Origin of the sequence: Paenibacillus sp. CR_12, from assembly GCF_041953985.1 — a bacterium.
GTDB classification, from domain to species: Bacteria; Bacillota; Bacilli; order Paenibacillales; family Paenibacillaceae; genus Paenibacillus_AQ; species Paenibacillus_AQ lautus_A.
Window position 1 is genome coordinate 50251 of the sequence record NZ_JAVFHO010000004.1, and the last position, 17715, is coordinate 67965.

19 protein-coding genes are annotated in these 17715 nt (G+C 51.3%); 4 read left to right on the plus strand and 15 right to left on the minus strand.

What is annotated here, in order from left to right; all coding sequences use genetic code 11:
* Positions 1-64 precede the first annotated feature (64 nt).
* From spoIIM to RB297_RS15880, 3 genes are all read right to left on the minus strand, one after another.
* The gene (gene spoIIM, locus RB297_RS15870) at positions 65-688 is read right to left on the minus strand and encodes a stage II sporulation protein M (protein ID WP_096773250.1); all 624 of its coding nucleotides are present in this window, start codon (positions 686-688) and stop codon (positions 65-67) included.
* A gap of 89 nt (positions 689-777) precedes the next feature.
* The gene (locus RB297_RS15875) at positions 778-1992 is read right to left on the minus strand and encodes an endonuclease Q family protein (protein ID WP_375120931.1); all 1215 of its coding nucleotides are present in this window, start codon (positions 1990-1992) and stop codon (positions 778-780) included.
* A gap of 1 nt (position 1993) precedes the next feature.
* Positions 1994-2575: an NUDIX domain-containing protein gene (locus RB297_RS15880; RefSeq protein ID WP_009595101.1), complete on the minus strand. Its 582-nt coding sequence runs from the start codon at positions 2573-2575 to the stop codon at positions 1994-1996.
* A gap of 94 nt (positions 2576-2669) precedes the next feature.
* On the opposite strand from RB297_RS15880, the gene mciZ reads away from it, so the two are divergent.
* Together mciZ and RB297_RS15890 are read left to right on the plus strand one after the other, a co-directional pair.
* Entirely contained in the window at positions 2670-2834 is a 165-nt protein-coding gene (mciZ, locus tag RB297_RS15885) for a Z-ring formation inhibitor MciZ (RefSeq protein ID WP_375120932.1), read from the plus strand.
* Positions 2835-2933: 99 nt separating this feature from the next.
* Complete coding sequence (locus tag RB297_RS15890; RefSeq protein ID WP_375120933.1) at positions 2934-4145, plus strand: tetratricopeptide repeat protein; 1212 nt, start codon at positions 2934-2936, stop codon at positions 4143-4145.
* A 67-nt stretch (positions 4146-4212) separates the two neighbouring features.
* On the opposite strand, the gene RB297_RS15895 is transcribed toward RB297_RS15890, so the two are convergent.
* Positions 4213-5343, minus strand: coding sequence for a tripeptidase T (locus RB297_RS15895; protein WP_090910956.1), 1131 nt, complete (start codon positions 5341-5343; stop codon positions 4213-4215).
* 110 nt (positions 5344-5453) lie between these two features.
* On the opposite strand from RB297_RS15895, the gene prli42 reads away from it, so the two are divergent.
* Entirely contained in the window at positions 5454-5555 is a 102-nt protein-coding gene (gene prli42 / locus RB297_RS15900; protein WP_015734477.1) for a stressosome-associated protein Prli42, read from the plus strand.
* Positions 5556-5586: 31 nt separating this feature from the next.
* On the opposite strand, the gene lipB is transcribed toward prli42, so the two are convergent.
* The 5 genes from lipB to lpdA all read right to left on the minus strand — a co-directional run bounded on the left by lipB (position 5587) and on the right by lpdA (position 11433).
* Positions 5587-6267 carry a lipoyl(octanoyl) transferase LipB gene (lipB, locus tag RB297_RS15905; RefSeq protein ID WP_096773246.1) on the minus strand — a complete coding sequence of 227 codons (681 nt, stop codon included), beginning with the start codon at positions 6265-6267 and terminating at the stop codon, positions 5587-5589.
* Positions 6268-6392: 125 nt separating this feature from the next.
* Complete coding sequence (locus RB297_RS15910) at positions 6393-7799, minus strand: dihydrolipoamide acetyltransferase family protein (protein WP_375120934.1); 1407 nt, start codon at positions 7797-7799, stop codon at positions 6393-6395.
* Between the two features lie 18 nt (positions 7800-7817).
* On the minus strand, positions 7818-8804 hold the full coding sequence (locus RB297_RS15915) for an alpha-ketoacid dehydrogenase subunit beta (protein WP_015734474.1): 987 nt from the start codon (positions 8802-8804) through the stop codon (positions 7818-7820).
* A gap of 3 nt (positions 8805-8807) precedes the next feature.
* Positions 8808-9836 carry a thiamine pyrophosphate-dependent dehydrogenase E1 component subunit alpha gene (locus tag RB297_RS15920; protein WP_096773244.1) on the minus strand — a complete coding sequence of 343 codons (1029 nt, stop codon included), beginning with the start codon at positions 9834-9836 and terminating at the stop codon, positions 8808-8810.
* 175 nt (positions 9837-10011) lie between these two features.
* The gene (gene lpdA / locus RB297_RS15925; protein WP_096773243.1) at positions 10012-11433 is read right to left on the minus strand and encodes a dihydrolipoyl dehydrogenase; all 1422 of its coding nucleotides are present in this window, start codon (positions 11431-11433) and stop codon (positions 10012-10014) included.
* A 157-nt stretch (positions 11434-11590) separates the two neighbouring features.
* Between lpdA and RB297_RS15930 the strand changes: the two genes are divergently transcribed.
* Positions 11591-11896, plus strand: coding sequence for a DUF2627 domain-containing protein (locus RB297_RS15930; protein ID WP_009595214.1), 306 nt, complete (start codon positions 11591-11593; stop codon positions 11894-11896).
* A 64-nt stretch (positions 11897-11960) separates the two neighbouring features.
* Here the strand turns inward: RB297_RS15930 and RB297_RS15935 are convergent, their stop codons facing one another.
* From RB297_RS15935 to RB297_RS15960, 6 genes are all read right to left on the minus strand, one after another.
* The gene (locus tag RB297_RS15935) at positions 11961-12173 is read right to left on the minus strand and encodes a hypothetical protein (protein WP_096773242.1); all 213 of its coding nucleotides are present in this window, start codon (positions 12171-12173) and stop codon (positions 11961-11963) included.
* A 68-nt stretch (positions 12174-12241) separates the two neighbouring features.
* Entirely contained in the window at positions 12242-13129 is an 888-nt protein-coding gene (locus tag RB297_RS15940) for an NAD-dependent epimerase/dehydratase family protein (RefSeq protein WP_096773241.1), read from the minus strand.
* Between the two features lie 205 nt (positions 13130-13334).
* Complete coding sequence (locus RB297_RS15945) at positions 13335-14309, minus strand: glycoside hydrolase family 43 protein (protein WP_375120935.1); 975 nt, start codon at positions 14307-14309, stop codon at positions 13335-13337.
* Between the two features lie 78 nt (positions 14310-14387).
* Entirely contained in the window at positions 14388-15299 is a 912-nt protein-coding gene (locus RB297_RS15950; protein ID WP_213577715.1) for a carbohydrate ABC transporter permease, read from the minus strand.
* 54 nt (positions 15300-15353) lie between these two features.
* Positions 15354-16229: a carbohydrate ABC transporter permease gene (locus RB297_RS15955; RefSeq protein ID WP_096773238.1), complete on the minus strand. Its 876-nt coding sequence runs from the start codon at positions 16227-16229 to the stop codon at positions 15354-15356.
* Positions 16230-16310: 81 nt separating this feature from the next.
* On the minus strand, positions 16311-17552 hold the full coding sequence (locus tag RB297_RS15960; protein ID WP_375120936.1) for an extracellular solute-binding protein: 1242 nt from the start codon (positions 17550-17552) through the stop codon (positions 16311-16313).
* Positions 17553-17715 lie beyond the last annotated feature (163 nt).

The following is a 17715-nucleotide window of genomic DNA, read 5'->3' on the forward strand; positions in this document are numbered from 1 at the left end:
CTTCATTATAGGGGGATTTGACAAACAAAGTCAAACGGTTTTGCTTTATGGAAAAATTCGCGGATTATAGCAACATGGGCGTAACCCAGCGCATCATGGCGGGGGTTACCCAGGTTTCAAAGGAAGCGACCCCGAGCGTCAGCATGACCATGAAAAATGTCAGCATGGCATACGAGGCAAAAGGCTTCATCATGCTGCCTCCGCGATTCATGATAAATCGGTCCCTGATAATGTAGAGCGAGAAGGTGATGGCAGCTACGCTGCACATCATAAGCACCGGTATGATAAGCAAATTTTGCGGCGCAATCGAGACCAAGGCGAACAGCAGACCTTTCCATGAATACTGTCCCACCAGATAACCAACCGTAAACCCGATGAGAACCCCTTTTAGAAAATCCAATATCAATATTCCCGGGAGCCCGATGACGGACAATCCCAGAATCCATATCAAACCGATCCATTTCAGATGCAGGGCTGCGATGCTCCAGTAAGAAGACTGACTCATGGATTCTCCACCGTCCTGCACGTTAACAAAAAAGTGGTTTAAATAGCGGGCCATATCCTGCTGCTGCTCCAATGAAAGCGCATTGACCATCAACGCTCCAAACAGCACGCCCACTAAAAACAAGACGCCTACAAACACATAGAGCATCGTCTGATCCTTAAAGGCTTGGCGGAATGATTGCATAGAATAGAGTCTCCTTTCTGTGTCTCTACTCTACTCTATGACAATCGTCAGCTTTGTATGACCTGCTTGGTTGAAAGAGTTGACCCGATTTACCGGAGCACCTTCCCGTAAGAGCCTCCGCCGCCAGCCGATAAGGGCAGCGTCCCATTCCGGGCCATCACGATGCTTGCCGCGAGTCCCTCGCCGGCAACGGCCGCCAGCTCCGCTTCCGTAGCCTGATGAAGGATATTCATTTCGGTGCCGAAGGCGTCAAGCAGCTTCGACATGGAGGACTTCCCTAGACCCGGGATGAACTCTAGCGGAACCTGGTAGTGATACGAAGGTCGGCTCTCCGGCACCACGGGCTCCGTACGGTCAGCGATGTTCAAAATTCGGTCGAACACCCCTTGAACCAGTTTGGTACTGCCACAGTACGGGCATCGCACCAAATCATGAATGTCGCTCCCTTCATACAGAATGCTGTCGCATCCCACGCAGTAGGTACGATGGTATTTTCCCAGTCTGGGATTCAGCCCATAGTTCGCACTGATTCTCCTCCCGTTGCTAGCCTGAAGCGCCTGCCGAAATTCTGCGAATGAAGGCTTGGCCATGTCGATTCGGTTGTATTCCCTGCCGATCTTCCCGAGGGAATGCGCATCCGAATTGGTCAAAAAGGAATAGGCATCCAGCTCGCTAATCCGTCCTGCCATCGAGGAATCGGCGCTGAGCCCAAGTTCGATGCCCGCGATCCCGTTCAGATCGAACACCTCGCTCATACGGTCGGCCATGCTGCCGTAAAGCCCCTTATGAGGCGTAAAGACATGAGCGGGTATCAGCAGCCCGCCGCGTGCCGTAATCTCTTGCTGCAGCTCCAGCGGACTGACATAGATGCGCTGGGAACTCAGCTGGACGTTTTTCATATATCCCGCCATCCAGCCGGTGAACTCCCGCATCGTGCCCAGGTCGGGAAAATAAGCCAGCACATGGGCCGCGCCTCGGCCGCTTTCACGTATTTCAATCTCGCTGCCAAGCAGGATCACCGTATCCCGATACGCAATTCCGCCCCCGTCGATCTCCTGCATGACGCCGCTGTCCAAACACTGCAGAATGTCTTCCTGCACCGAAGGAGAATGGCAATCGATGATGCCGATCATCTGAATGCCTTTCCGCTCCGAAGCTTCGACGGCTATATTTTCAAAGGTCAGGTTGTTGCTTGCACTTATTTTCACAGCTTGTCCGCTGCTTGTACGACCGATATGAATATGCATGTCGCAGTAATAGGACTGAAGCTTCCCGACCGAGACGTTCTCATCAGGATGCTGCATATCAGATCTTGCCCGTCAAGCTGTACATATTCCAAGCATAGACGGCGAGAATGGTCTTGGCATCGCTGATTCTCTCCTCTTGGATAAGGGAGTACGCCTCTTCCAGCGAGATTTCCATCATCTCTATGAACTCGTCCTCATCGGGGTTCATGTCGCCTCCGACCAGATCCTCCGCCAGGTACAAGTGAATGATCTCATCGGCAAACCCCGGAGATGTATAGAAGGAATGCAGTTTTCGGATCGAGCCGCACGTATAACCGGTTTCCTCCTGCAATTCACGCTTGGCCGCTTCAAGCGGATCTTCCCCCCGCTCCAGCTTGCCTGCTGGGATTTCAACCTCACAGCGCCCAAGAGGCTGACGAAATTGATTGACGGCCAGCATTTTATCGTCTTTTAACGCAAGCACCGCTACGGCGCCGGGATGCCTGACAACCTCACGGGTTGCCGTCTGCCCATCGGGCAGTGTCACCGTATCGACCTGCAGCGATATGATTTTCCCTTCAAAAATAGATTGGGTGGACAAGGTGGTTTCTTCCAGCAATTTATCCGATGCTTCACGGGTCTTACTGCCGATATCGCTCACAAAATGACCTCCTTTGTTTAAAAACGGCATGGCGGACCATGCTAGTGCATAAGGTGTATTATATCAAAATTTCCAAGAAAGAAGGAAGCCGCCCATGAAAAGCTACAAAGGTGACCATTCGATACATTTGGTAGGACAGGCCTGGCAGATCCGGATTATGCTGAAGCAATGGCAGCAGCAATGGGGATCGGAAACGACGATTATGGATATTATTTCTAAGTCTTCTAAAAATATTTATGAAAATAGATCGAAAAATTAGTGCCTTAGACCTGTTTTTCGACTTTTTTCTATTTTTTTCGAATACGGACCATGACCTTTTCGCCTATTAGGGTGTTATATATCATTGGGAGGCTTCGACATGCGACAACTACCTATTATTGAAACCGATCCGATTACAAATCCACCTTCAACTGAATATGAGCGCGGAAAATGGTACAAAAAACGCGGGTATCTTGAAAAGGCTCTGAAAAGCTTCAAGGATGCTGCACAATCCGCAACAACCGATACGACGAGCTCGGGATGGAAGGAAGTCGATTTAAGCTGGCTTGAGTACGGGCTATTAAGCATGCGAATGCGTTCCTACGGCAAGGCCGAGGAGGCTTTCAGAACCGTCGTGCTTCATTCCGGTGCCCACGCCCAAGAGGCGCTGAATCAATGGGCCGCACTCCTGCTTCTGCAAGGAATCCCGGATCAAGCCATATGCGAACGGCTTTTGGACGAAACAAGCAGCTTTCCGGCATCCAATATCATGGTTGGCAGGTCTTTATATTATATCGGGGCTTACCCGTTTGCCTCCCGCTGCTTTGCTGAGCAGGGAAGTTTATATTCCGATACCTGTATCATGTACGTGACTTGCCTCATCATGACAGGTCAAACCTCTGAAGCCATGCAGTTCATAGACAGTTACCTTCGGGATTCCACCCGTCAGCCGCGGGAACTGCCGCGTCCGCAAGGATCCGAGATGGCTCAGCTAAGCCGAATCCGGCAGCTCTGCGAGTGGAGCGTCCAACATACACTGCCTGACCGATTCATCGCCATGTCGGAGGCTTTGGAATTAGCTCGCACCGCCATATCGCTCAACATGATCTCCATCGCCGAACATCTGCTTGCCGATAGCGGCGAACGTGCTTATTATGCTCTTATCTGTTTTCTTTATGAGGAAGGCTACAAGGGACAGGCAATTTCAAAGTTGCATCAATTGGAAGCGCTGCCTCTCCAGGATCAAGACAGCTACAGCTTCAAGGTATGTTTCATAGCGGCTGAGCATTTGTATGATCTGGGTAATTATGACGAGGCCGCATCCATGCTTGAGCAGCTCAGACTCGCTTCTCCCGGGCATACGGAGGCTCGCTTCGGCGAAGCCGCTTGTTATTTGCAGTCCGCGTTGATCTCCCTTTCCGCCCGTCTTGAGGAGAGCTATTCCTCTGCATCGGCAAGGAAGGAAATCGAGTTATACCTCGACAACATTAATGCCGCATTGCATGTTGTCGAGAGCACGAACTGGCATACCACCTGGACGCCTGCCCAAAAAAGGGTGGAGACCTCCCCGACGATGTCATTCCTGAATTAGCTGAATCAAAAAGCCCGCAGCGGACATCGAGCATCCGCAACGGGCTTTATTTGATCCTCATCATCGACTACGCTTTGGCCGTTTCCTGGATAATTCCAACCACGATCTGCGCCGCCTTTACCAAATCAGAAGCTTGAATGCGCTCCTGCGTGGTATGAATGTCTTGATATCCAATCGCCAGATTGACGGTTGGAATGCCGAGGCCGTTAAAAATATTGGCGTCACTGCCGCCGCCGGATCGGAACGTACGGGTCGGCAAACCCAATCCGCCGATGGCTCGCTGCGCAAGCTGGACGACCTCGTCATGCTCATTGAAACTGAAGGCCGGATAAACGATCTCGCTAATGAACTCGCAATTGGCATTGTATTCACGAACCGTGGTTTCGAGCGCTTCACGCATATCGTTCACTTGCTTATCGACCTTTTCCTGAACGATGCTGCGTGCTTCGGCATCGATCTGAACAAAGTCGCACACGATATTCGTAGCGCCTCCGCCCTGGAATTTGCCGATGTTAGCCGTGGTCTCCTTATCGATGCGTCCAAGCTTCATTTTGGCAATGGCTTTGGACGCGACTTGAATGGCACTGATGCCGTCCTCCGGATTTACGCCGGCATGGGCAGACTTGCCTTTAATGATCATTTTGATCTTCGCCTGGGTCGGGGCGGCAACCGCGATCGAACCTAACTCCCCGTTGGAGTCCAGCGCAAAGCCGATATCCGCATCCAAAACATCGGGATTCAACGCCCGCGCTCCGACCAGCCCTGATTCTTCGCCTACCGTAATGACAAACTGGACTTGCCCGTGCGGAATGTTATTTTCCTGAATGACCCGAATGCCTTCCAGCAAAGCGGCGATGCCGGCTTTGTCGTCCGCCCCGAGGATGGTCGTTCCGTCGCTTCGGATCCAACCGTCATCGCCTAGAGTCGGTTTGATGCCTTTCCCGGGTGTTACGGTATCCATATGGCAGGTAAAAAGCAGCTTAGGCGCATGCTGGGCCGCCTCGTCCGCTTTCCAGGTAATAATCAGATTGCCTGCTCCGTGCCCCGTCTTTTCCTTGGCATCGTCTTCTATGATTTCGAAGCCGAGACCTGAAAATTTATGCTGGAGGACTTTCGAGATCTCTTCTTCATGTTTGGTTTCGCTATCCACTTGAACCAGTTCCATAAACTCTTGAATGATACGCTCTTCTGAGATCACTGGACTTCCCTCTCTTTCGCAGATACGATACAATGTCTGTATATCCATATCTAAACTAAATGCTGCTGCATGTATGTTCATCATTAAACTTATTCTAAAGGAGTTACACAATGCAACGTAAAAAGTGGTTTCGAATTGTGATCTATCTCATGCTGATTGCCATGGTCGGATCAACGCTTCTGGTTATCCTGGAGCCTTTGTTCCTTCGCTAACGCCAATACGCTACGCTAGGCAGCGAAGTTATTAGAGCCAGTGAGCCTCATACGGAAATACCCGGGTGAAGTAAGGCACGATCTCCCGGGCTACTTCCTCTACCTCGAACTTCCGCCCCGTGCAATCCTCCAGAGAAGTTACGCCGAATTCCTGTATGCCGCATGGAATAATGCCCGAGAATCCCGCATCCGCGATCCCGGATTTAATGTTAAACGCAAAGCCATGGCTTGTCACAAACCCGCGATGCCGGCGGCATTTGTTGAATTTCACGCCGATGGCGCAGATCTTCGAATCCCCTACCCATACACCGGTGTACTCGGGTTTTCGGCCTGCTTCGATGTCGTATGATGCCAAGTAATCGATGATGACCTGCTCCACGTCGCGCAGAAACCCGTGGAGGTTCAAATTCTTGCCGCCATCCAGCAGCAACAGCGGATACCCGACAAGCTGTCCGGGACCATGATATGTAATATCTCCGCCGCGATCGATTTCAAACAGGCCGATGCCCTGTTTCTCCAACTCCTCTTTGCTAAGCAGCAGGTGCTCCGGATGCCGCTGTGACCCCATCGTATAGGTCGGAGGATGTTGGAGGAGCATCAGACTCTCGTGACGCTCTCCCTGATCGATGGCGGAAACATGATTTTTTTGAAGCTCCCAAGCCATGCCGTAATCCACAATCGGCGTATACGATACTTCTAACGGTTTGTTCATGTGCTAACGCCTTCTTTCATAGAGTTCCCGCCAACCGATGAATCCCCTTCGATTGACTTGATATGAATAACGTCTGCGAACCTCTTCCGAGGAATCAGTCCGCAGATCATGCTAGCAGACGTTGATTAATAGAGCTTCGTATCCAGGGTGTAGCCTTCCAGATTGTCTTTGACGCGCTGGAGGAATCGCCCGCAGATCACCCCGTCCAAAATCCGATGATCCAGGGACAAACACAGGTTTGCCATGGAACGAACCGCGATCATGTCATTGATGACCACCGGCTTTTTCACGATGGATTCAAATGTCAGAATCGCAGCCTGCGGATAATTGATGATCGGATAGGACAGAATCGAGCCGAAGGACCCCGTATTGTTAACCGTAAAGGTACCGCCCTGCATATCGTCCAGCTTCAGCTTGCCTTCACGTGTCTTGCGCGCTAGATCCTCGATCTCTCTCGCAAGGCCCGCGATATTCTTCTGATCGGCACGGTGGATGACCGGCGTCAGCACGGAATCCTCCGTTCCGACGGCCAAGGACAGATTGATATCGCGCTTCACCACGATTTTATCCACGGCCCAGAACGAATTCATGATCGGATAATCTTTAATGGCGTTCACTACGGCTTTCAGCAAAAAGGCCAGGTAGGTTAAATTAACCCCTTCCTTGCGTTTGAACTCATCCTTCAATTGATTGCGCAGCAGCACGATGTTGGTCACGTCGACTTCGATCATCGTCCAGGCATGCGGTATTTCCGTAACGCTTTGTCGCATGTTTCGGGCAATGGCATTCCGCATCGGCGTTACATCAATGAAGTATTCCGATCTTCCGCCTTCCATGCCCTCCACTTCAATGGTCGGAATTTTCGGCGATTCCGTCAAATGCAGCCCCGAATGGCGCACATCCGGAATGGCTGTGCCCAGAGGAGGCGACGGTTCCGCAGGCGTCTGATGCTGCAGCCCTTGAAACGGCGAAGACCCGCTCGGCTGCACTGCTTCTCTTTGCGCTTGCGCGCTAGGGAAATACGCCGATCCGGCAGGAGCGCCTTGGCCTTGGGCTGCTCCCCCTTTTTCGATATAAGCCAATACGTCCTTACGGGTTATTCTTCCGCCCATGCCAGATCCCTGCACCTTCGAAAGATCGATCTGATGTTCCGCGGCCAGCGTCTGCACGGCAGGCGAGTATCGGAAACGCATCGAGCCTTCCTCGCTGCCTGCACCCTGCTGCGGATTCGCCGAAGCTGCTGCTGCCGGCTGGGGCGAAGGCGCGGTCCCTTCTCCCGAAGCGACCGCGATCCGGCAAATAATATCGCCAACATTGACGGTTTGGCCTTCCTGGGCAAGAATATCGCCCATGACGCCGTCCAGCGTGGATGGAATCTCGGCATTGACTTTATCGGTAATCACTTCACAAATCGGTTCATATTGCTCAATGGAATCCCCGGGCTTCTTCAGCCACTTGGCAATGGTCGCAGATACAAGGGATTCTGCCAGCTGAGGCATCGTAACATCGGTCAATTTCTGATTTTCGGACATGCTCACAACTCCCTGTTCTTAATAAAGCGCCAATTGACGCATGGATTCTTTGACTTTGTCCTTGTTAAGCATAAAGAATTTCTCCATCGGCGGACTGATTGGCATAGCCGGCACGTCCGGACCGCACAGGCGCATGATCGGAGCATCCAAATCGTACAAGCAGTGCTCCGCTATGATCGCGGATACTTCCCCGCCAACGCCGCCGGTCTTGTTATCCTCGTGAACGATCAGCACTTTCCCCGTAGCCCGGGCTGCGGCGATGATCGCGTCCCGGTCCAGCGGCTGTATGGTACGCAGGTCCAGCACATGCGCGCTGATGCCTTCTTCCTTCTCAAGCTCTTCGGCTGCCTGCATGGCGAAATGCAGCGGCAGGCTGTAGCTGATCACCGTAATATCCGAGCCTTCGCGCAGCAGGTTCGCTTTGCCGATCGGGACAACGTAATCGTCGTCCGGCACATCGCCGGTAATCAGCTTATAGCATTTCTTGTTCTCGAAGAACAGAACCGGATCCGGGTCGCGGATCGCCGCTTTCAGCAGCCCTTTTGCATCATAGGCCGAGTAAGGCGCAACGATTTTCAATCCCGGCGTTCCGAAGAACACCGATTCCGGGCACTGGGAATGATACAAGCCCCCGAATATTCCGCCGCCGATCGGCGCGCGGATCACGACGGGGCAGCTCCAATCGTTATTGGAACGATAGCGGATTTTCGCCGCTTCGCTAATAATCTGGTTGGTTGCCGGGAACATGAAGTCCGAATATTGCATTTCGGCAATCGGCTTCATGCCGTACATGGCTGCACCAATAGCCACGCCGGCAATCGCGGATTCCGCGAGCGGGGTATCGAGCACCCTCATTTCGCCGAATTGATCCATCAAGCCCTTGGTGGTAGTAAACACGCCGCCTTTGACGCCGACGTCCTCGCCTAACACGAATACGGACTCGTCACGCTCCATCTCTTCCTTCATGGCCAGGCGTATTGCATCGATATATTCCATTACCGCCATCTCTTACGCGCCTCCTTCAGCATCGGCATATACGTGAAGAAGCGTATCTTCAGGCTTCGGAAACGGAGCCAAGTCTGCAGATTCCGTCGCTTCTTTGATCTCCAGGTTTAACTGCGCGATCAGATCCTGATCGCGTGTTTCGTCCCAGAGCCCGCAGTCGATCAAATAGTTCTTGAAACGGGCGACGCCGTCCTTCTTCCAGTTCTCTTCAACCTCTTCTTTGGTCCGGTACGCCAAATCGTTATCCGATGTGGAATGCGGAGACAAACGGTACATCATGGATTCGATCAACGTTGGTCCTTCCCCTCGGATCGCGCGTTCCCGCGCTTCCTTCACGGCAGCGTAAACTTCAAGAGCGTCGTTGCCGTCCACTCGAACACCCGGAAAACCGTACCCGAGCGCGCGGTCGCTGACCTTTCCGCTAATCTGTTTATGAAGCGGAACCGAAATGGCGTATTGGTTATTCTCGCACATGATAATGACGGGGAGCTTGTGAACGCCGGCAAAGTTGCAGCCTTCATGGAAATCGCCCTGATTGCTCGAGCCTTCGCCAAACGTAACAAACGATACAAAATCCTTCTTCTGCATCTTCGCGGCAAGCGCGATGCCTACGGCATGCGGAACCTGGGTCGTTACAGGGCTGGAGCCGGTCACGATCCGCAGGCGTTTACTGCCGAAGTGGCCCGGCATCTGCCGTCCGCCGCTGTTCGGATCCTCGGCCTTGGCAAAAGCCGACAGCATTAATTCGCGAGGCGTCATGCCAACCGCCAATACGAATCCGTAGTCGCGGTAGTAAGGTAGAAAATAATCCTTCTCCCGGTCGAGGGCAAAGGCAGCAGCAACCTGACATGCCTCCTGCCCGATTCCGGAAACGTGAAAATTAATTTTGCCCGCACGCTGCAGCAGCAGATTGCGCTCATCGAATTTTCGCGCCAGCACCATATATTTGTACATGTCCAGCACTTGTCCGTCGGTCAGTCCAAGCTGCTCATGCCTATTGTTGTTTGCCGTAACCGTTTCATGTTCTTTCATGGAGATCCCTCCTTTATGTGAGCCATGACTTATAGGCTTGATCCGCCTCGCAACCTGAGTTTGAGGCATATTAGATCAAGTATTAAAACCTGGTACTAAGACTTGGCTTAATGATATTATAATCCCTTTCTCGGCAAAAAGAAATGAGGGATTCCACAAAAGAATATCCTCATTCCTACAAACCGATCGCACGTCCATCCACGGCAAGCATCGCTTCGCCGATGATTTCGGATAATGACGGATGGGCGTGGACCGCCGTGCCGACTTCCCATGGGGTCGCATCCAGCACTTGTGCAAGAGCCGCTTCGCCAATGAGCTCGGTTACATGCGGACCCATCATATGCACTCCCAGAATATCCTGCGTCTTCTGATCGGCAATGACTTTTACGAAACCTTCCTTTGTTCCGTGGATCAAAGATTTGCCGATCGCCGAAAACGGGAATCTGCCGATCTTGATCTCATGTCCGCGTTCTTTCGCCTGCTTCTCCGTCAGCCCGACGCTGGCTACCTCATGACGGGTGTAAATACAGCGCGGGATCCATTCGCTGCGGTAGGCCTCCGTCTTCTCGCCTGCCAGATGGTTCACGGCAGCAATCCCTTCATGGCTGGCCGCATGCGCGAGCTGAAGACCCCCAATGCAATCGCCGATCGCGTAAATATGGGGCTCCGTTGTCTGCATATTCCCGTTCACGGCAATGATGCCGTTCTCCACGCGAACATCGGTATTCTCAAGTCCGATATTCTCGGTATTGCCCACTCTTCCGACAGAGAGCAGCAGCTTGTCCGCTGACAACGTTCTTGTGTCATCCTTATGCTCGATCGCGATGGACACGCTTTGATTCCGGATCTCACAGCTGTCGGTTAATAGCTTGATGTTCGTGATAACCTCTACGCCCCTGGCGCTGAGCATCTTCGACAGCTCGCGTCCGATCTCCTCATCCTCCGTAGGCAGCAAATGGGATGAAGCTTCCACAATCGTGACCTGAACTCCGAAATCATTCAGCATCGAGGCCCATTCCACGCCGATTACGCCGCCCCCCACGATAATCATGGATGAGGGAAGCTCATCCAGCTGAAGCGCATGGTCGCTAGTCAATATATGTATGCCGTCAGGCTCTAATCCCGGTAAGTGACGCGGACGCGATCCGGTCGCAATGATCAGGTGGGTGGGAACCACGGTTTCCATCTCGCCATCCGGAAGCTCAACCGCTACGGCCCCGCTCCGCGGAGAGAAAATGGACGGGCCGATAACTCTCCCTTTGCCCTGCACGACGGTGATTTTATTTTTACGCATCAAATATTGGACGCCCTGGTGCAGCTTCTCCACGATGCCGTCCTTCCGTTTCTGCACTTTGTTAAACGATAGACGGACTCCGTCCGTCTCGATTCCATAGCTGTCGCTATCCTTCATTTCCGCATAAAGCTCGGCGCTTCGAAGCAATGCTTTGCTCGGAATGCACCCGCGGTGCAAGCAGGTCCCTCCCAATTTGTCCTGCTCGATGATAACCACATTTTTACCGAGCTGGGCTGCACGGATGGCTGCAACATATCCACCGGTACCTCCGCCAAGAATTGCTACATCACATGTTATAGCCACAAACGGCACCTCCATCATAAGTCCAGTTATACACTTTCATTGTACTCTCTTTTTTTCGGATTACAAAATCGTCATCCATAATCGAAATAGACATCCCCTTATGAAAAAGGTATGATAAACGGTAGTTTAATACATCAGTCGCAGGAAGGAATCTTCTATGAAAATGTTAATTTCCCGCTTTATTGCCATCTTGATTTTGGTTATTCCGGGTTTTATGGCAATGAAGGGTTTCTTGATGATGAAGGATGCGGTTTTTCTATATATTGCCGTGCATGGGGACGACAACGTGGCGAACCCCGCTTTCGGTTGGCTTTCTTTTCTTGGCGGACTGGCCCTGTTCGTCATCGGCATCGGTTTCCTGGGCGGCTGGATTCTGTTCCGCGACCGCAAACGGAATTACGTCGGTCCGAGATTCAAAAAGAAGCGCCCGGCAACAAAATCAGGAACGCCGTCCAAAAGCTGATTCACCCATACAAAGCAAACACCGGGGAGCGCTCCCCGGTGTTTGCTTGTTTTGGCCCAATTTGTTATTCCATGAGGGCATCCTTCAATTTACTCGACATTCTTGTTTCTTTGGAGGCTGCTTTTAGGGCGGTTCGCCGCAGATTGACATTCTGTCTCGTTAAAGCTTCGATTTCTTCATACATCGCATGGATTAACGACAGGGCATCCGGAGATAAACCTCCCTTGGATTCCGCCTCCTGTATACGCTCTTTCCATGCTTCCATCTTGTCGCTCATGCTGATCTTCCTTTCAGGGCAATTCCCTATTTTCCGTCTTCAACCCCATGCTTCCTACGTCCGTATCATTAACGAACCTTCAAATCGGCGGACAATTCGGCTATCAATTTCGGCATCCAATCGTGCAAATCCCAAAATTTAAAGCCGGCGGCTGCGGCTTTGGCATGATCCATCGTCCAATCACCCGGAATGCCGAACGGAGACATGTGATCCGGTGCCGCCGATGACTGGAGCGGTGCCGTCCTCCCGATTTCCTGCTGGATCAAGCCCATCATTTCCCGTACCGAAATCGTGCCGCTCGAACATGCATTAACCGGGCCTTCCAAATGGACTCGGCCTGCCCACTCCAGAAATTCTGCCGCTTCTTCGGCATGCACAAACGAGATTTGCGCGTCGGGATCCGGCAAACCAATGGCTTCCCCGCTCGCAGCATGTTCAATATGGAAAAGCAGCCTTCGCGTGTAATCATCCGGTCCAAGCACAATCGGCAGCCGGACGGCGGTTACATTGAGGTTATGGCGACCGAACAATACCGCCTCCGCCTGGCGCTTGCCTTCCTTGTAGCTGTAGTCCCTGCTTTCATTCATCATGACCGGGTATCTGTAAGGATCAAAGTCTTCTTCCCTCACCGGATGATCCGCAAAATCATATACCGACAACGTGGAGGTCAGCACATATTGTCCTACACGTCCGGCAAATAAATCCGCTGCTTGTCCCGCTTCTTCCGGCGTATAACATATATTATCATATACGATATCAAAATCCTGGCTCCCCACTGCCTGCTTTAAGCTTTCCGGATCTTTCCGATCCGCGGCAAGCCGCGAAACGGCACCCCCGAATGGATCCTGGTGTTGTCCGCGCGTCAAAATCGTAACGGCATCGCCGTTAGCCACCAGCCGGTTAACCAGCCTTTTGCCAAAAAAGCGGGTTCCGCCCAATACTAATATCTTTGCCATTTATAATTCCTCCCTACCAGGAAATAAGTATATCGTTAATAAAAACGATTCTTACTACACCCTTAACCATTCAAACAGGTTTCCTGTCCTTTTTTTCTCCATCCGTATCGCAGACTCCTTCTTTTCTCCTATTTAATATTATGCAGCCGCCTGCCTCGGAATTTAAAAAAACCGACCCAGCATTTAAGCTGGGTCGGTTTCAAGGTCATGACTCGGATATCATGGCATGATCCGCTCTCGGCACACCGAAATTCGGCGTACCGTCTTCATTCCACCGGATGATCTGTACGCGCGCATGGCGGTTCGGATCATATAGCGGATCACCCACGATCTCCTTGTAACTACGGGCATGGTAAACCAGGATGTCCTGCAGGCCGTCCTCGGAGACCGTGAAGCTGTTGTGTCCCGGCCCGTATTGGCCATTGGCTTCCGATGTCATAAATACGGGTAAAGGTGACTTCACCCAGGAGCCCGGATCTAGCAAATCGCTGTCCTCATCGGCCGTCAGCAGGCCCATCGCATAGTTATGGTCCGTGGCGCTTGCCGAATAGGTCATGAATATGCGGCCGTTTCGCTTCAGGACGGCGGCTCCTTCATTCACCAGATAGCCGATCTTCTCCCAATCATATTCGGGAACCGAAATGCAAACCTGTTCCCCTGTCAGGGTCCAGGGATTTTCCATCAAGGAGATATAGAGATTCGAGTTGCCCGGAATGGCCGGATCTTTCTGGGCCCATACATAATATCGTTGCCCCTTATGCTCGAACGTGGTTGCGTCCAGTGCAAAAGACTCCCACTTCGTGATCACTTGTCCCTTCTCCACCCATTCCCCTTCCAGCGGGTTCGCCGAAGCGTTCTCCAACACGAACATGCGGTGATCAAACAACCCGTCCCTCGTTTCGGACGTATGGGCCGCTGCGTAATACACGTACCATTTGCCCTCTATGTGATGAAGCTCGGGCGCCCATATATTGGCGCTCATCAAACCCGAATCATGCTTGCGCCAAATCGTTATGCCTTCCGCATCCGCAAGCCCTTGGATCGTTTCCGAGCGTCTAAGCTCGATCCGGTCATATTCCGGCACGGAACCGGTAAAGTAATAAAAACCATCGCTATGTTTATAGATCCAGGGATCTGCCCTCTGCTCGATCAGGGGATTTTTTATATATAATTCAGTCATGGTGACGACTCCTATACCTTGTAGTTTGACTTCGTTAGCTTTCGGTTTACTTGCTCTTCATTTCCACTCTTCAAAAAACTATCCTTTGATACCCGCGTTTAAGTTGATCGACTGCACAAAATATTTCTGGGCAAACAGGAACAACAGCAGCGTCGGAATGATGGCCAGAATCGCGGAACCCATCAATTGTCCGATCATGCGATAATTGCCGTAGATGTCCTGCAGCAGCAGCAATCCTGCCGTAACCGGCATCTTCTCCACGTCGGTATACACGATGACCGGCCAGAGGAAATCATTCCAGGAACCCGTGAATGAAAACAGGCCGCATACAATCAACACAGGCTTCATCAGCGGCAAAATGATAGAATAATAGATTCTAAAGTCACCCGCGCCGTCCACGCGTGCCGATTCGTCCAGATCCTTGGGAACGCCCATCATGAATTGTCTGACCAAGAAAATGTTTCCCATGCCTGCCAAACCTGGAATAATCATCGCCCATGAGGTGTTTACCCACCCCAGCGCATCTATGATTTTGTAGGACGGAATCAGGTTCACGACTCCGGGAAAGAAGGAAATCCCCAGCAAAGTAAAGAACAAGGTGTCTCTTCCTTTAAAGTTCATGCGGGAGTACCCGTAGCCGGTGATGGAAATGACCACGATCACCAGCAGCGTATGCATCGTTGCGATAAAGACGGAGTTCATCAACCAGCGCAGGATCGGGGCCGTCGACGTATTTTGCAGGATCGTGACATAATTATCGAATATCCAGTTGTCGGGCAGCAGACTGAAACCGCTGGATACGACCTCCGCCTGGGACCGGAACGATGTGGTAATGCCAAAGATGACCGGAATCGCCCATATCACGCACAACAGGATGAGAAATGTATAAGCCATATATTTGGACACGCTAATGTTGGTTGAAGCCTTCTTCGGACCGGAGCGGGCAAGCTTAGTATCCGCGTTCGCTTCATGTACTACCGGGTTCGACATTGCACAGTACACCTACCTTTTATCGTTTCCGTCGTTTGCAAGCAGAACATGCCGCTAGGACGCGTTTCGGTTCATCACATAATATTGAAAGGCTGAAATGACCAGAATGACCAGTCCGAGCAGCACCGCCATCGCGGATGCCATGCCAGCAATGGATTCCCCGTGGCCGAAGGCCAGCTGGCGAATATACATCATCAATACCGTCGTGCTCTGTCTGGGTCCTCCGTCCGTCATCATTAATGGCTGACCGAATACGTTGAAAGCTCCGGCGGTCGTCATGACAAAGGTATAAATCAGCGGGAAACGAATGGAGGGCAGCGTAATGCTCGAAAATCTGCGGACGGGCCCCGCTCCGTCCATCTCGGCCGACTCGTACAAATCCTTGGATACTCCGCTGATGGAAGCCCGGTAGATGATCATGTTTCCACCGACTCCGCCCCAAACCGTAATGACAATAATGATCAGCCAGGCATAAGGCTGGTTGGCGGCCCAGACCGTTTCGGAGCCGAAGACGTTGTTCGTGATCCCAAGCTGCTTGTTAAATATCAATGACCAGATCAGTGCCGCTGCGGAAATCGAAATTAATCCGGGAATATAGAGAATGGATTGAATGACGTTTTTCATTTTTACTTTTTTGTGTTCGAGCGACACCGCGATCATTAACGGGATAACGATTAATATCGGTACGCTCAGAACTACGAAGATCAACGTATTTTTTAATCCGTTCATAAATTGGGTATAGAAGGTGGACTCCGCATCAAACAGAATCGTTTTATAGTTGGCCAGGCCGACCCATACCGGGTCATTGATCAAATTCCATTGCGTAAATGAAGCATAGATCCCGTATAGGGTCGGTAATAGAATAAACACGATGAATAGAATCAGATGGGGACCTACAAAGAAATAAGGTGTCAGCGACTTCTTTTTCATACCCTTTCATTTCTCCTTTGGAAAAGAAAAGCGCCATGAGGTTTGGACGCTTTTCTTTTTTTCAATCGGCTCTGCCTTCATTTACTTTGCGGCACTGTTGCCTTCTGCGATTTTATCCTCTACGAACTTCTGCATCGTCGCCAGGGTTTCGTCGATATCGACGTTGCCCCGTACAATATCCGCTGCATATGTATCTACGGCCTCGGCAACATATGGATAGTACTCGTAAGTGTAAATGTACAAGGATTCAATTTCTTTTTCGTTGGACGTGAAGAATGATTGAATATAGTTATTGTAGTCCGGACTCTCAATGACTTGTTTACTCGCTACGATCTGACCCGCTTTTGCCCACTCGATCGAGTGTTGGCGAATGAACTCCAGGAATTGGCCGATGGCCTGCTCTTTTTCATCCGTTCTCTTCTCGTTCTTCAGCATGGAGAACAGGTGGGAGGATGCTCGGTTTGTATATTTATCCGCACTCGTCGAATAAATGTTGGTTACGCCAAAGTCAAGGCCGTCAACCGCGGCATGGGCCGTCGAGCTCCACGTGCCGTCTGTGGAGAATAAAACGTTTCCAGCTTGGAACATCAGGTAGCCGTCTTCGCCAAATGGTGTCATTAAACCCGCGTCGGCTATTTTCTTAATCTCCGTAAATGCCTGCTTCATGGCTTCCGTATTGACTGCAGGCTTGCCGTCTTGCTGGATGTCTCCGCCCAGATTCTGTATTTGAGCCAACACAACCCAGCCCAACAGCGCGTCATTGACCACGTAATCGCCCTCATCCAGCTTGCCTTGCAGCGACAACATTTCATCGATGGTCACGACATCGTCATCCAGGAAACTTTCAACATTGTATTTCTTGAGCAGATTTTTGTTGTAGTACATCGCGTTGCTGTGGATATCAAGCGGTACCGTATATTGGGTGCCTTCCACGTTTCCGGTTGCCCAGGCCTGCGGCAGATAATTGTCCTCTTTCAATTCCGGCTGCGCTTGCATGACTGCCGTCATCGGCTCCAACACGCCCTGCTTAACGAAGCTTGGAACGCGGTCCGCGTGGATGATGGAAAGATCGGGAACGCCTTTGCCGGAATTAATAACGGTGGATATCTTCGTATACATGTCGGAAGTGATGACATGCTTCACTTTATACTCGGGATTGGTGGCATTGTAATCCTTAACGAGCTGATCCATGTAAGCCCCGTCATCACCCGTCAATGGCGTCCAGAAGGTAATGGTGTTCTTGTCGCCGTTTCCGCAACCTCCCAGTACCGCTACCGCTAACAATGCAAGTATCAGTGAAACCCCCATTTTTTTCTTCAACAAACTCTCCTCCTATTACTAATCATTTGGTTAATCATTCACCGACCAGAATCATGAAAACGATTAACTTTGGTTCAGTATACACTCGCGCTGAAAGCGGTGTCAATAACTTATATATAAATCTTAGTTATCATTTTTATTTTTGATTAACTTTTTTGTTAATTAT

Bases quoted from the DNA above. Each gene is read 5' to 3' on its own strand.
- spoIIM (WP_096773250.1), bottom strand. From the start codon at position 688: ATGCAATCATTCCGCCAAGCCTTTAAGGATCAGACGATGCTCTATGTG.
- RB297_RS15875 (WP_375120931.1), bottom strand. From the start codon at position 1,992: ATGCAGCATCCTGATGAGAACGTCTCGGTCGGGAAGCTTCAGTCCTAT.
- mciZ (WP_375120932.1), top strand. From the start codon at position 2,670: ATGAAAAGCTACAAAGGTGACCATTCGATACATTTGGTAGGACAGGCC.
- RB297_RS15890 (WP_375120933.1), top strand. From the start codon at position 2,934: ATGCGACAACTACCTATTATTGAAACCGATCCGATTACAAATCCACCT.
- prli42 (WP_015734477.1), top strand. From the start codon at position 5,454: ATGCAACGTAAAAAGTGGTTTCGAATTGTGATCTATCTCATGCTGATT.
- lipB (WP_096773246.1), bottom strand. From the start codon at position 6,267: ATGAACAAACCGTTAGAAGTATCGTATACGCCGATTGTGGATTACGGC.
- RB297_RS15910 (WP_375120934.1), bottom strand. From the start codon at position 7,799: ATGTCCGAAAATCAGAAATTGACCGATGTTACGATGCCTCAGCTGGCA.
- RB297_RS15915 (WP_015734474.1), bottom strand. From the start codon at position 8,804: ATGGCGGTAATGGAATATATCGATGCAATACGCCTGGCCATGAAGGAA.
- RB297_RS15920 (WP_096773244.1), bottom strand. From the start codon at position 9,836: ATGAAAGAACATGAAACGGTTACGGCAAACAACAATAGGCATGAGCAG.
- RB297_RS15930 (WP_009595214.1), top strand. From the start codon at position 11,591: ATGAAAATGTTAATTTCCCGCTTTATTGCCATCTTGATTTTGGTTATT.
- RB297_RS15935 (WP_096773242.1), bottom strand. From the start codon at position 12,173: ATGAGCGACAAGATGGAAGCATGGAAAGAGCGTATACAGGAGGCGGAA.
- RB297_RS15940 (WP_096773241.1), bottom strand. From the start codon at position 13,129: ATGGCAAAGATATTAGTATTGGGCGGAACCCGCTTTTTTGGCAAAAGG.
- RB297_RS15945 (WP_375120935.1), bottom strand. From the start codon at position 14,309: ATGACTGAATTATATATAAAAAATCCCCTGATCGAGCAGAGGGCAGAT.
- RB297_RS15950 (WP_213577715.1), bottom strand. From the start codon at position 15,299: ATGTCGAACCCGGTAGTACATGAAGCGAACGCGGATACTAAGCTTGCC.
- RB297_RS15955 (WP_096773238.1), bottom strand. From the start codon at position 16,229: ATGAAAAAGAAGTCGCTGACACCTTATTTCTTTGTAGGTCCCCATCTG.